Origin of the sequence: Tepidimonas sediminis, assembly GCF_007556605.1 — a bacterium.
Taxonomy (GTDB): Bacteria; Pseudomonadota; Gammaproteobacteria; order Burkholderiales; family Burkholderiaceae_C; genus Tepidimonas; species Tepidimonas sediminis.
The window spans coordinates 199,083-212,227 of the sequence record NZ_VJND01000003.1 but is presented as its reverse complement, the minus strand read 5'-3'; the positions used below and the strand labels follow the sequence as shown (position 1 = coordinate 212,227).

11 protein-coding genes are annotated in these 13,145 nt (G+C 72.7%); 6 read left to right on the top strand and 5 right to left on the bottom strand.

Annotation, left to right across the window (positions count from 1 at the left end; genetic code table 11):
* Positions 1-33: 33 nt before the first annotated feature.
* On the bottom strand, positions 34-1,059 hold the full coding sequence (locus Tsedi_RS04230; protein WP_143893902.1) for an alpha/beta hydrolase: 1,026 nt from the start codon (positions 1,057-1,059) through the stop codon (positions 34-36).
* An 85-nt stretch (positions 1,060-1,144) separates the two neighbouring features.
* On the opposite strand from Tsedi_RS04230, the gene Tsedi_RS04225 reads away from it, so the two are divergent.
* Positions 1,145-1,582: a hypothetical protein gene (locus Tsedi_RS04225; protein WP_143893900.1), complete on the top strand. Its 438-nt coding sequence runs from the start codon at positions 1,145-1,147 to the stop codon at positions 1,580-1,582.
* Between the two features lie 13 nt (positions 1,583-1,595).
* On the opposite strand, the gene murB is transcribed toward Tsedi_RS04225, so the two are convergent.
* Complete coding sequence (murB, locus tag Tsedi_RS04220; protein ID WP_143893898.1) at positions 1,596-2,651, bottom strand: UDP-N-acetylmuramate dehydrogenase; 1,056 nt, start codon at positions 2,649-2,651, stop codon at positions 1,596-1,598.
* Positions 2,652-2,681: 30 nt separating this feature from the next.
* Between murB and Tsedi_RS04215 the strand changes: the two genes are divergently transcribed.
* Complete coding sequence (locus Tsedi_RS04215) at positions 2,682-3,590, top strand: HD-GYP domain-containing protein (protein WP_143893896.1); 909 nt, start codon at positions 2,682-2,684, stop codon at positions 3,588-3,590.
* A gap of 39 nt (positions 3,591-3,629) precedes the next feature.
* On the opposite strand, the gene plsY is transcribed toward Tsedi_RS04215, so the two are convergent.
* From plsY to Tsedi_RS04200, 3 genes are read right to left on the bottom strand one after another with little or no spacing between them, the layout of a single operon-like run.
* A complete protein-coding gene (gene plsY, locus Tsedi_RS04210; protein WP_143893894.1) occupies positions 3,630-4,307 on the bottom strand; it encodes a glycerol-3-phosphate 1-O-acyltransferase PlsY in 678 nt (225 codons plus the stop codon).
* 53 nt (positions 4,308-4,360) lie between these two features.
* Positions 4,361-5,422, bottom strand: a complete 1,062-nt coding sequence (locus Tsedi_RS04205) for an aldo/keto reductase (protein ID WP_143893892.1) — start codon at positions 5,420-5,422, stop codon at positions 4,361-4,363.
* Between the two features lie 46 nt (positions 5,423-5,468).
* Positions 5,469-7,253 carry an acetate--CoA ligase gene (locus Tsedi_RS04200; RefSeq protein WP_143893890.1) on the bottom strand — a complete coding sequence of 595 codons (1,785 nt, stop codon included), beginning with the start codon at positions 7,251-7,253 and terminating at the stop codon, positions 5,469-5,471.
* Between the two features lie 39 nt (positions 7,254-7,292).
* On the opposite strand from Tsedi_RS04200, the gene Tsedi_RS04195 reads away from it, so the two are divergent.
* From Tsedi_RS04195 to pepN, 4 genes are all read left to right on the top strand, one after another.
* Positions 7,293-8,264, top strand: coding sequence for an alpha/beta fold hydrolase (locus Tsedi_RS04195; protein ID WP_143893888.1), 972 nt, complete (start codon positions 7,293-7,295; stop codon positions 8,262-8,264).
* Between the two features lie 59 nt (positions 8,265-8,323).
* Entirely contained in the window at positions 8,324-9,208 is an 885-nt protein-coding gene (locus Tsedi_RS04190; protein WP_246099176.1) for a DMT family transporter, read from the top strand.
* Between the two features lie 117 nt (positions 9,209-9,325).
* Positions 9,326-10,430 (top strand): peptide chain release factor 2 gene (prfB, locus tag Tsedi_RS04185; RefSeq protein WP_143893886.1). Its coding sequence is split into 2 segments (ribosomal slippage): positions 9,326-9,406 and positions 9,408-10,430, totalling 1,104 coding nucleotides; the frame shifts between segments, so codons are not numbered across the junction.
* 35 nt (positions 10,431-10,465) lie between these two features.
* The gene (pepN, locus tag Tsedi_RS04180; protein WP_143894004.1) at positions 10,466-13,120 is read left to right on the top strand and encodes an aminopeptidase N; all 2,655 of its coding nucleotides are present in this window, start codon (positions 10,466-10,468) and stop codon (positions 13,118-13,120) included.
* Positions 13,121-13,145: the final 25 nt, after the last annotated feature.

Sequence of the window (13,145 nt, the reverse complement as noted above, 5' to 3'; positions counted from 1 at the left end):
CGCCACCCGCGCGCCGGGGAGCAGGACCGGCCGTCAGACGCCGTCCCGCGCCCAGCGCACGATGCGCGCGGCCAGCCGCTCGGTGGTGCCCGGTGAGCGCAGCTCGCCGGCCAGTACGTGCTGTTCGTCGTCGCCGGCGTCCTCCACCCACTCCAGCCTTTTCGGGCCGCCCAGGCGGGCCACCGCCGCCTCGATGCGGCGCACGTCCACCGTGCGGTCGCGCGGGCTGGCCAGCACCAGCACCGGCGTGCGCACCTGATCCAGCGCACCGTCGCGCACGCGCCGCACCAGCGTCATCATCGGCACCAGCGCCTCGGCCGGATAGACGCGCGTCCAGTGCGCATTGCGGCGCTCGTCGGCGTGCGGCGCGCCGACCGTGCCGCCGGTGATGGCCCGCGTCAGCGCCCAGCCCCAGGGGCCGAGGATCCACTCCGCGCGCGCATCGGCCGGACCGAAGTTCGGCGAGATCCAGACCTGCGCCGCCACCGGCACGCCGGCTGCATCCGGCCGCAGCGCCAGCCACGCTCCCAGCGTGCCGCCCGTGGAGGTGCCGATGACCAGCACCCGCTCGCCGATGGCGTGCCCGATGCGCACCGCCTCCACCGCGTCGGCCAGCCAGTCCTGCGCCGTCACGCGGCGCAGCGCCTCGGCCGGCACGCCGTGTCCGGTGAGACGGGTGTGGAACAGATTGGCCTGCAGCCCCTGCGCCACGCGCTCGGCCAGCGGGTAGGTCTCCATGCGCGTGGCGGTGAAGCCGTGCAGGTAGACCACCGCCCACGGCGTGCGCCGCCCCGGTTCGCGGTACCAGACGATCCCCTTGGCGGCCGCCGGCCGCACGCCGGGCACGGCCGCCTCCCGTTCGGCCAGCCAGGCATCCAGCGCCGCCGCCTGCGCCGGCGGCGCCGGTCGCGGCGCCGGCTCGTCCGGCCCGTACGTCACGCGCGGACCGGCCAGCCAGACCAGCGTCAGCAACGCCAGCAGCGCCAGCGCGGCGGTCAGCCAGCGCCGCGTGCGCCCTTGGCACCAGGTCGGTAACGACGTGTAACAAGCGTTTGGCATTGCAAGCTTCCCTTGGCGACCGGTGGCCGGGCCACCAGAATGGATTGTGCCGGCGGTTCTCCGCCGTTACCAGGAGCAGCTGTCCATGTGGCTCACCGCGCCGTTCGATGCCGAACTGATCGATCGCCTCAACCGCGCCCAGGCAGGTGTCGTCCCCTCCCCCGCCCATCCTCTGGTCTGTCCGCGGGCACGGGACGGCCGTCACGCGCTGGCCGGCGGCTACGTCGGCACGCTGGTGGCGCAGCGCCGCGGGCTGGTGTGCCCCAGCTGCGGCCACGTGCAGGCATGGGTGCCGGCGTCGGTACTCGCCGCCGCCGAGCGCGTCAGCGACGAGCCCGCCGCCTGCGCCGCGCAGCGCATCGAGCGCATGCGCCAGGGCGCCCTGGAGGACTTTCGCGCGCTGGTGCGCGACGGGCACTTGAGCGCGCAGCCGATGGTGGAAACGCTGGAGGCCATGGCGCCGCGCCCGGCGGCGCGCGAGGCGGCCCCAGCGGGTGCGGCCGAACTGGCCCTGGCGGCTTGAACGCCGCCGCGGCTCAGCCCACCACCACCGGCTCCGGCTCCAGCCGGATGCCGAACCGCTCGTAGACGCTGGTCTGGATCAGGCGCGCCAGCGTCATCACCTCGCCCCCCGTGCAGGGGTGCCGGGCGTCGCCCCGGTTGACCAGCACCAGCGCCTGCTTCTCGTAGACGCCGGCGCGCCCCACCGTCTTGCCCTTCCAGCCACAGGCATCGATCAGCCAGCCCGCGGCCAGCTTGAAGCGGCCGTCCGGCAGCGGGTAGTGCACCACGCGCGGGTCGCGGCCGATGATGTCGGCGCACTGCTCGGGCGTCACCGTCGGGTTCTTGAAGAAGCTGCCGGCGTTGCCCAGCACGGCCGGATCCGGCAGCTTGGCGCGGCGGATCGCGCACACCCAGTCGAACACCTGCTGCGGTGTCGGGTCGGTGATGCCGGTCTCGGCCACCTTGCGCTGCAGATCCTGGTAGCCCAGCTGCGGCCGCCAGCGCCGCGGCAGCCAGAAACGCACGCGCGTGATCAGCGCGCGCCCCTTCAGACCCATGCCGTGCGTGCCGGCGCGCGCGTGCTTGAACACCGAGTCGCGGTAACCGAACGCGCAGTGCTCGTGGCCGAGCGTCAGGCGCGCGCCGGTCTCCAGGTCGATGGCGTCGAGGGAGTGGAAGCGGTCCTGCAGCTCCACGCCGTAGGCGCCGATGTTCTGCACCGGTGCGGCGCCCACCGTGCCGGGAATCAGCGCCAGATTCTCCAGCCCCGGCCAGCCCTGCTGCAGCGTCCAGGCGACGAAGTCGTGCCAGCGCTCGCCGGCGCCCGCCTCCACCAGCCAGCCGCGCGCGTCCTCGTGCAGCAGCCGCCGCCCCGCGATCTCGACCTTGATCACCAGCTGGCGCAGGTCGCCGGTGAGGACGATGTTGCTGCCGCCGCCGAGGATGAAGGTTTCCTGCCAGCGCCAGTCCGGCTGGCGCAGCAGCGCCAGCACGTCGTCGTCGCCGCGCACGCGCACGAGCCGATGCGCCCGTGCGGCGATGCCGAAGGTGTTGAGGGACTGCAGCGGCACGCGATGTTCGACTACCATGCGGGGATTGTCGCAAACCGCCCGCTCCCGATGGACGACTGGACCGACCGCTGGCTGGCGCTGGAGACCCGGCTGGCCGCCTTGCTGCTGGCGCCGCGCGAGGCCGACTTCGTCGCGCAGCTGGAGGCCCTGCTGCACGAAGCCCGCAGCCTCTTCGACGCCGACGCCGACGCCGCGCTGCTGTGGCTGGTGCAGGTCGGCACCACCTCGCCCGTCGGCTACAGCGCCGCGCACGCGCTGGTGTGCTGGGCGCTGGCACGCGCCGTGGGCCCCGCGCTGGCGCTGGCGCCCAGCGAGCGCGAGGCACTGGAGCGCGCCGCGCTGACGATGAACGTGGGCATGACCGCGCTGCAGGACGCCTTGGCCACCCAGCCGCACGGCCCGGACGCGCGTCAACGTGCGCTCATCGACACCCACGCCGCGCGCTCGGCGCAGCTGCTGCGCGAGTGCGGGGTGCGCGAACCGCGCTGGCTGGCCATCGTCGAGCACCACCACGATCGCGACACCGACGACCTGACCACGCGGCTGCTGCAGCGGCTGGACCGCTACGCGGCCCTGCTGAGCCCGCGGCAGAACCGGCATGGCCGCGACAGCGTGGCCGCGATGTGGGAGCTGCTGGCGCCGCAGGGCGCCGCGGCGCTGGATGCGATCGGCGCGGCCATGCTGGCGACGCTCGGGGTGTGCCCGCCGGGCGCCTTCGTGCGGCTGCACGATGGGCGCGTGGCGGTGGTGCTGCGCCGCACCGAGCGCCCGGCCGAGCCGTGGGTGGCGCCGGTGCTGGAGCGCGACGGGCGCCCGATCCCGCAGCCGCAGGCGCTGGACACGCGCACCACGACCGAGGCCGCCGTGGAGGCCGCACTGCCGGCCGCGCAGGTGCGCGCGCGCATCCACCACGGCCGCCTGCTGCGGCTGGCACGCGCGCTGCGCCCGGCGGCCTGAGGGGCCCCACCCGGGCCGCGGCGCGCGCCGCGCCCGCGCTCAGCGCCGTGCCCCGCGCGAGGACGGCGGTGCCGCTGCCGCACCAGCGCCACCGATGCGGCTTTCCTGTCCTGCCAGCAGGCGCTGGATGTTGCCAGCGTGGCGCCACAGCAGCAGCACCGTCATCGCCGCCAGCGCCGCGCCCACCGGGGCGCGCACCGTCCACAGCGCACCATCCAGCAGCCAGTACAGCAGCGGGGCGGCCAGCGCCGCGACGATGGCCGCCAGCGACGAGTAGCGCCACACCAGCGCCACCACCCCCCACGTGCCCACCACCAGCAGGCCAAGCCACGGCGCCCAGCCGATCAGGACGCCGGCGGCCGTGGCCACCCCCTTGCCGCCGCGGAAGCGGAAGAACAGCGGAAAGAGATGCCCGAGGAAGGCCGCCAGCCCGACCAGCGCCAGTGTCCCCTCCCCCAGCCCCCACGCCGCCCCCCAGCGGGCGACGGCCCACACCGGCAACCAACCCTTCAACGCATCGAGCAGCAGCGTCAGCGCCGCGGCGGCCTTGCTGCCGCTGCGCAGCACGTTGGTGGCACCGGGATTGCCGCTGCCGTAGGTACGCGGGTCCGCCAGCCCGAACGCGCGGCTGACCAGCACGGCAAACGACAGCGAGCCGACCACGTAGGCCAGCAACGCGGCCACCAGCGGGGCGATCGAGGGCGCGGGTACGGACACGAAACCTCCTTGTGCGGCGGAAGCGGATGCGGACGCGATTGTGCCAGCGGGGCTCACTGCGCCGGATCGCGCAGTTCCCAGCGGATGCGGTCGACGGCCTGCAGCAGCTCCGGGGTGAGCTGCACGTCCCACGCGTCCAGGCAGGCGTCCAGCTGCGCCAGCGACGTCACGCCGATGATGGTGCTGGCCACGCGCCAGTTGCGGTAGCAGAACGCCAGCGCCAGCTGCACCGGCGTGAGGCCATGCTCGCGCGCCAGCGCGTTGTAGCGCCGCGCCGCGGCCAGCGCCTCCGGCCGGCCCCAGCGCTGCTTGCGCATGCTCTCGAACAGCGCCATGCGGCCCTGCGGCGGCCCGGCGTGCTCGAACCCCGTGTCGTCGTACTTGCCGGTCAGCAGCCCGAAGCCCAGCGGCGAGTACGCCAGCAGCGCCACGCCCAGGCGATGGCAGGTCTCGTCCAAGCCGTTCTCGTAGCTGCGGTTGATCAGGCAGTACGGGTTCTGCACCGTCACCACGCGCGGCAGGCCGGCCTGCTCGGCCACGCGCACGAACTCGTGCACGCCGTACGGCGTCTCGTTGGACAGGCCGACGTAGCGCACCTTGCCGGCGCGCACCAGCACGTCCAGCGCCTCCAGCTGCTCGATGATGCTGGCGCACGGGCGGTCCTTGGACGGATCGAAGGTGATCGCGCCGAACATCGGCACGTTGCGCGCCGGCCAGTGGATCTGGTAGAGGTCGATGACGTCGGTGCGCAGCCGGCGCAGGCTGCCGTCGCAGGCGGCCAGGATCTCGGCCTTGGTCAGGCCCGAGGCCTCGCCGCGGATCCATGGCATGCCGCGCGACGGGCCGGCCACCTTGGTGGCCAGCACCACGCGCTGGCGCACGCCGGGGCGGCTGGCGAACCAGTTGCCCAGGATCGTCTCGGTGGCGCCGTAGGTCTCGGCGCGCGCCGGCACGGAATACATCTCGGCGGTGTCGAGAAAGTTGACGCCGCGCTCCAGCGCGCGGTCGAGGATGGCGTGGGCGTCGCGCTCGGCGACCTGCTCGCCGAACGTCATCGTGCCCAGGCAGATCGGGGAGACGGACAGGCCGCCTGCGGCCAGGGTGACGGGTTGCATCGGTGGGGCTTCCTTGAACGGGGGATAGGAAAACGGGCGCGCGCGTTCAGGCACCGGCGACCGCGCCGGCGCGCTCGCGCGCACGCGCCTCCTCCTGCAGGCGCAGCACGCGCCGCTGCACCTTGCCGGTGGTGGTCATCGGCAGCGCGTCGATGAACTCGATCTCCTTCGGGTACTCGTACGGCGCCAGCCGGCCGCGCACGTGCTGCTGCAGCTCGGCCACCAGCGCCGGGTCGAACTCGGCGGCCGGGTCGGCACAGCGCGCGCGCCGCTCGGCCCAGGCCGGCGCCAGCACCACGTAGGCCTTGACGACGGCGCCGCGCTCGGCGTCGGGCTTGGGCACCACCGCGGCGTTGGCCACCGCCGGGTGCTTGACCAGGCAGTTCTCGATCTCGCCCGGGCCGATGCGGTAGCCGGCCGACTTGAAGACGTCGTCGGCCCGCCCCTGGTACCACAGGTAGCCGTCGGCGTCCTGCACCGCCAGGTCGCCGGTGCGGCACCAGCTGTCGGCCGGATCGCCGGTGAACTTGGCGCGCGTGGCGGCCTCGTTGCCCCAGTAGCCGAGGAAGAACACCGGGTCCGGGTCGCCGTGCACGTCGCGCCGGTGCACCGCCACCTCGCCGACCGTGCCGGGCGGCACCGGCTGGCCGGCCTCGTCCAGCAGCGCGACGCGGTGCCCGGGGTAGGCGCGGCCCATGCTGCCGGGCCGCGCCGGCCACAGACGCGCGCAGTTGCCGACGACGTAATTGATCTCGGTCTGGCCGAACATCTCGTTGACGGTGACGCCGAGCTCGTCGCGGCACCAGGCGAACACCGCATCGCCCACCGCCTCGCCGGCGCTCATGATGGCCTGCAGGCGCAGCCGCCAGCGCCGCCGCGGCTGTGGCTCGGCCTTCATCATGGCCTTGAGCGCCGTCGGGAACAGGAAGGTGTGCGTGACGCGGTGACGCTGCAGCAGCGCGAAGGCCTCGATCGGGTCGAAGCGCCCGCGCCAGGCGACGATCGGGCGGCCGAAGTAAAGCGTCGGCAGCAGCGCATCCATCAGCCCGCCGGTCCAGGCCCAGTCGGCCGGGCTCCAGAACACGGCGTCGCTGCGCCGGCGCGCGTCGAACGGGTCGAAGCCGAACCAGTTCTGGCTGCAGACGAAGCCGCTCAGGTTGCCGATCAGCGCGCGGTGCGGGATCAGCGCGCCCTTGGGGTTGCCGGTGGTGCCGCTGGTGTAGATCAGCACCGCCGGGTCGTCGGCGGCGGTATCCACCAAGTCGAAGCGCCGGCGCAGGCCGTCGCGCGCGCCGGGCCAGTCGAGCACGTCGGTGTCGAACGCGCCGGTCAGCCCGACGACGTGGCGCAGCGCCGGACAGCGCGCGCGCACCGCCTGCACGCCGGGGCCGGTGACCTCGTCCACCAGCGCGACGGCGGCGGCGCTGTCCTGCAGCCGGTACTCCAGCGCCTCCGGCCCGAACAGCTGCGACAGCGGCACCGCCACCGCCCCCATCTGCAGCACGGCCATGTAGGCCACGGCGGTCTCGAAGCGCTGCGGCAACACGATGGCCACCCGGTCGCCGCGCTGCACGCCCAGCAGCCGCAGCGCGTGCGACAGGCGGTTGGCCTCGGCGGCCAGCTCGCCGCAGGTGAACCGCCGCGGCTGGCGCTGGTCCGGACCGTCCTCGATGATGGCCGGCTCGTGCGCCGTGGCCGGCCGTGCCGCCCAGCGGCGCACGCACACTTCGGCGATGTTGAAGCGCGCCGGCACACACCAGCGGAACTGCGCGTGCAGCCGGGCGTAGACGTCGGCCGGCAGGGTCGGGTTGTCGCGTGCAGGACGGGCCATCGCGTCGGGCTTCCGGTCGTCTCCGAAATAATGGCGGGAATGTATCAAGTCCTGCGTCCCTCGCACAGCACGTTCGAGACGCTGCGCGGCCTGCGACACCACCTGCGCTGGTGGGGCCAGCCCCGTGCCGACACCCCCCCGCTGTGGCTGCTGCACGGCTGGATGGACGTGGCCGCGTCATGGCAGTTCGTGGTCGATGCGCTGGCCTCGCCGCGCCTGTGCGTGGCGCCGGACTGGCGCGGCTTCGGCCTGACGCAGTCGGCGGCACTGCCGCCGCAACACCAGCCGCCGCCCTACGGCCTGGCGGATCACTACGTGTTCGCCGACTACCTGGGCGACCTCGATGCGCTCATCGCGCTGGTCAACGTGCGGCTGGGCCGGCCGGCCGATGCGCCGGTGGACGTGGTCGGCCACAGCATGGGGGGCAACGTCGCGATGCTCTATGCCGGGGTGCGGCCACAGCGCGTGCGCCGGCTGGTCAACCTGGAAGGCTTCGGCCTGCCGGCCAGCGAGCCGGCACAGGGGCCGCGGCACCTGGCGCGCTGGCTGGACGAGCTGCAGGCCCACGCCGCCGGCCAGATCACGCTGAAGACCTACCGGGGACTGGAGGGCGTGGCCGCGCGCCTGATGAAGACCAACCGGCGTCTGCCGCCCGAGCGCGCGCGCTGGCTGGCGCAGCACTGGGCGCGGCCGCTGGATCCCGCCGCCCCCGATGGCGAGTGGGTGATCCTCGGTGATGCCGCGCACAAGGTGCGCAGCAGCCAGCCGTACCGGCTCGACGAGGTGCTGGCGACCTGGGCGGCGATCGAGGCGCCGGTGCTGGTGGTGGAGGCCAGTGACGACAGCCTGGCGCAGTGGTTTCCGCGCGGCGAGCATTCGCTGGCCGAATATCATCGCCGCCTGCAGGTGGTGCGGCGGTACCGCATCGAGCGCGTGGACGACGCCGGCCACATGCTGCACCACGACCAGCCCGCCCGCGTGGCCGCGCTGATCGAGGCCCACCTGGCCTGAGCCGCGCGCGGGCGCCGACCGCCCGCCGCCCGCATCCACCATCCAAGGGAGGAATCCGCTTGAACCGTCACGGTCGCGTCTGGACCACCGACGCGCTGATGCTGCTGACGGCCGCCATCTGGGGCTCGACCTTCGTGGCCCAGCAGCTCGGCATGGACAGCGTCGGCCCGTTCGCCTACACCGCCGCGCGCATGACGCTGGGCGTGCTGCTGATCGCCCCGCTGTGGCGCTGGCGCGGCGGGCCGTTCGCGGCCATCCCGGTGCAGGCCTCCAGCGGGCTGTGGCGCGACGGCGCACTGCTGGGTGGGGTGCTGTTCGTCGCCATCAACCTGCAGCAGGTGGGGCTGCTGGGCACCAGCGTGGCCAACGCCGGCTTCATCACCGGGCTGTACGTGGTGCTGGTGCCGGTGCTGCTGGCGCTGGCGGGCCGGCCGGCCGGCGCGCCGGTCTGGCTGGCGGTGGCGCTGGCCACGGCCGGGCTGTACTTCCTCAGCGTCAAGCCCGACGCCTCCATCGCCCCGGGCGACTGGCTGCAACTGGGTGGCGCCGCGATGTGGGCGGCGCACGTGCTGCTGGTGGACCGCTACGCCCGGCGCCACGACGCGCTGCGGCTGTCGGTGGTGCAGTACCTGGTGGCCGCGGCGCTGTCGTGGGCGGTGGCGCTGGCACGGGCCGAACCGATGGGCCCGGCGGCCCTGTGGGACGCCGCCGGCGCCATCGCCTGGGGCGGCATCCTCTCGATCGGCGTGGCCTACACGCTGCAGGTGATCGCGCAGCGCCACGCGCATCCTGCGCACGCGGCCATCATCTACAGCAGCGAAGGGGTGTTTGCCGCGCTGGGCGGCTGGTGGATGCTGGGCGAGGCCATCGGCTGGCGCGGCTGGGGCGGCGCGGCGCTGATCACCGCCGGCATGCTGGTGGCACAGCTGGGCCGCCGGTCGTGAGCGCGCGGGCATCCGCCTTGGCGCACCGGCTGCCGCGCTTTCCCCGCCCCACGGCATCGCTCGACGTGCGAAAATTGCGGGTTTGTCGACGGTCAACGCAAACGCACGGAATACCCCATGGAAGCCGAACGTCTCAACGCCCTTGCCCACCGCCTGCAGGACCTGACGCAGCGCGTCGCCGACTTGCGGAGGTTTCTTTGACTACGACGCCAAGGCGCTGAAGCTGTCGGAGGTCAACGCCGCGCTGGAGGATCCGGGCGTCTGGAACGACCCCAAGCGCGCGCAGGAGCTGGCCAAGGAGAAGAAGTCGCTCGAGGACGTGGTGCTGGTGCTGGACCGGCTGGCGCAGGAGCTGGCCGACAACACCGAGCTGTTCGAGATGTCGCGCGCCGAGGGCGACGACGCGGGCCTGGAAACGATCGAGGCCGACGTGGCGCGCATCGCGCCCGAGGTCGAGAAGCTCGAATTCCGCCGCATGTTCAACAATCCGGCGGACCCCAACAACTGCTTCATCGACATCCAGGCCGGCGCCGGCGGCACCGAAGCCTGCGACTGGGCGCAGATGCTGCTGCGCCAGTACCTGCGCTACGCCGAGCGCAAGGGCTTCAAGGCCACGGTGGAGGATGAGCAGCCCGGCGACACCGCCGGCATCAAGAGCGCGACCATCAAGGTCGAGGGCGACTACGCCTTCGGCCTGTTGCGCACCGAAACCGGCGTGCACCGGCTGGTGCGCAAGTCGCCGTTCGACGCCTCCGGCGGGCGCCACACGTCGTTCGCGTCGGTGTTCGTCTACCCGGAGATCGACGACTCGATCGAGGTCGAGATCAATCCCGCCGACGTGCGCGTGGACACCTACCGCGCCAGCGGCGCCGGCGGCCAGCACATCAACAAGACCGACTCCGCGGTGCGACTGACGCACATCCCCACCGGCATCGTCGTCACCGCGCAGGACAGCCGCAGCCAGCACTCCAACCGCGACCTGGCGTGGCAGCGCCTGCGCTCCAAGCTGTACGAGCTCGAGATGCGCAAGCGCATGGAGACGCAGCAGCAGCTGGAGGCCAGCAAGACCGACGTCGGCTGGGGCCACCAGATCCGCAGCTACGTGCTGGATCAGAGCCGCGTCAAGGATCTGCGCACCAACGTCGAGGTCTCCACGCCGCAGAAGGTGCTGGATGGCGATCTCGACGTGTTCATCGAAGCCTCGCTCAAGCAGGGCGTCTGACCCCCTCCCCCATCAGGACCGCACCCATGACCGCCATGCGTGAAGGCAGCCCCCGTCTCGTGCGCCGCGAGGATTACGCGCCGCCGGCCTACTGGATCGACACCGTCGATCTGACCTTCGACCTCGACCCGGCCAAGACGCGCGTGCTCAACCGCATGCGCGTGCGCCGCAACCCCGACGTGCCGGCGCAGCCGCTGCGGCTCGACGGCGAGGAGCTCAACCTCGCGCGCGTGCTGGTCAACGGCCAGGGCACCAGCTTCAAGATGGACGGCGGCCAGCTCGTGCTGGAGGCCCTGCCCGAAGGCCCCGAGCCGTTCGAGCTGGAGATCTTCACTACCTGCGCGCCGGAGAAGAACACCCAGCTGATGGGCCTGTACGTCAGCCAGGGCACCTTCTTCACGCAGTGCGAGGCCGAGGGGTTCCGGCGCATCACCTACTTCCTCGACCGGCCCGACGTCATGGCCACCTACACCGTGACGCTGCGCGCCGACAAGAAGCGCTATCCCGTCCTGCTGTCCAACGGCAACCTGGTCGACAGCGGCGAGCTGGACGGCGGACGCCACTACGCCAAGTGGGTCGATCCGCACCGCAAGCCGTGCTACCTGTTCGCGCTGGTGGCCGGCGACCTGGTCTGCCGCAGCCAGCCGATCGTCAGCCGCCACGGCACCGAGCACCTGCTGCAGATCTACGTTCGCCAAGCGGACCTGGACAAGACCGAGCACGCGATGCAGTCGCTGATGGCAGCCATCGCCTGGGACGAGACGCGCTTTGGCCTGCCGCTGGACCTGGAGCGCTTCATGGTGGTCGCCACGGGCGACTTCAACATGGGCGCGATGGAGAACAAGGGCCTCAACATCTTCAACACCAAGTACGTGCTGGCCAACCCGGCCACCGCCACCGACACCGACTACGCCAACATCGAGTCGGTGGTGGCGCACGAGTATTTCCACAACTGGACCGGCAACCGCGTGACCTGCCGCGACTGGTTCCAGCTGAGCCTCAAGGAAGGGCTGACGGTCTTCCGCGACCAGGAATTCAGCCAGGACATGGCCGGCAGCCCCTCGGCGCGCGCCGTCAAGCGCATCGAGGACGTGCGCGTGCTGCGCACCGTGCAGTTCCCGGAGGACGCCGGCCCGATGGCGCACCCGGTGCGCCCCGACCAGTACGCCGAGATCAACAACTTCTACACCGTCACGGTGTACGAGAAGGGCGCCGAGGTCGTGCGGATGATGCAGACCCTGGTCGGCCGCGACGGGTTCGCGCGGGGGCTCAAGCTCTACTTCGAGCGCCATGATGGCCAGGCCGTCACCTGCGACGACTTTGCGCAGGCGATGGCGGACGCCAACCCCGACAGCGAGCTGGCGCGCCGGCTGCCGCAGTTCAAGCGCTGGTACTCGCAGGCGGGCACCCCCCACGTGCAGGCGCGCGGCCAGTACGACCCAGAGGCGCGCACCTACACGCTGACGCTGCGGCAGAGCTGCCCGCCGACGCCGGGCCAGCCGGTCAAGGAGCCGTTCGTCATCCCGGTGGCGCTGGGTCTGCTGGATGCGCAGGGCCACGCGCTGCCGCACACCGAGCGGCTGGTGGTGCTGCATGAGCCGCAGACCACCGTCGTCTTCGAGGGGCTGGACGCGGCACCGGTGCCGTCGCTGCTGCGCGGTTTCAGCGCCCCGGTGATCCTGGAGCACGAGCTGACGGACGACGAGCTGCGCACGCTGCTGGCGCACGACACCGACGCCTTCAACCGCTGGGAGGCCGGCCAGCAGCTGGCGCTGCGCCGGGCGCTGGCGGCGGTGCGCGCCGACGGCCCGGTGCACGAGCCGCTCGACGCGCCGTTCCTCGAGGCGATGCGCGCGGTGCTGCGCCACCCGACGCTGGATGCGGCGTTCAAGGAGCTGGTGCTGACGCTGCCGGCCGAGACCTACATCGCCGAACAGCTCGACGCGGTCGATCCGCAGCGCATCCACGCGGTGCGCGAGGCGATGCGCCGCCAGCTCGCGCACGCGCTGCACGAGGACTGGGTCTGGGCCTACGAACAGCACAAGGACAACGGCGCCTACCGGCCCGACCCGGTCAGCGCCGGGCGGCGGGCGCTCACCGGGCTGGCGCTGCAGATGCTGTGCCTGGCCGCACGTGACAACGGCAACCCGGTCTGGCCCGGCAAGACCTACCAGCGCTTCAAGGACGCCACCAACATGACCGACCGTTACGCGGCGCTCAGCGCCCTGGTCACGGCCGGGCACGAGCTGGCGGCGCGCGCGCTGGAGCAGTTCCACGCCCGCTTCCGCGACGAGGAGCTGGTGCTGGACAAGTGGTTCGCGCTGCAGGCCGGCGCGCCCGACCGCGGCGGCGACGCGCTGCCGCGCGTGCAGGCGCTGCTGCAGCACCCGGACTTCCACCTGCGCAACCCCAACCGCGCGCGCAGTCTGATCCACACCTACTGCCACGCCAACCCGGCGGGCTTCCACCGCGCCGACGGCGCCGGCTACGCCTTCTGGCGCGACCGCGTGCTGGAGATCGACGCCTTCAACCCGCAAGTGGCCGCGCGCCTGGCGCGCGCGCTGGACCGCTGGAAAAAACTCGCCGAGCCGTACCGCAGCGCCGCGCAGGCCGCGCTGCAGGCGGTGGCCGCGCACGAGCCGCTCAGCACCGACGTGCGCGAGGTCGTCACGCGCGCGCTGGCCGACTGACCCCCCCTTCCCTTCTTCCGCCCGG

Excerpts from the sequence above, each read along its gene's own strand:
- Tsedi_RS04230 (WP_143893902.1), bottom strand. The coding sequence starts at position 1,059 with ATGCCAAACGCTTGTTACACGTCGTTACCGACCTGGTGCCAAGGGCGC.
- Tsedi_RS04225 (WP_143893900.1), top strand. The coding sequence starts at position 1,145 with ATGTGGCTCACCGCGCCGTTCGATGCCGAACTGATCGATCGCCTCAAC.
- murB (WP_143893898.1), bottom strand. The coding sequence starts at position 2,651 with ATGGTAGTCGAACATCGCGTGCCGCTGCAGTCCCTCAACACCTTCGGC.
- Tsedi_RS04215 (WP_143893896.1), top strand. The coding sequence starts at position 2,682 with ATGGACGACTGGACCGACCGCTGGCTGGCGCTGGAGACCCGGCTGGCC.
- Tsedi_RS04205 (WP_143893892.1), bottom strand. The coding sequence starts at position 5,422 with ATGCAACCCGTCACCCTGGCCGCAGGCGGCCTGTCCGTCTCCCCGATC.
- Tsedi_RS04200 (WP_143893890.1), bottom strand. The coding sequence starts at position 7,253 with ATGGCCCGTCCTGCACGCGACAACCCGACCCTGCCGGCCGACGTCTAC.
- Tsedi_RS04195 (WP_143893888.1), top strand. The coding sequence starts at position 7,293 with ATGTATCAAGTCCTGCGTCCCTCGCACAGCACGTTCGAGACGCTGCGC.
- pepN (WP_143894004.1), top strand. The coding sequence starts at position 10,466 with ATGCGTGAAGGCAGCCCCCGTCTCGTGCGCCGCGAGGATTACGCGCCG.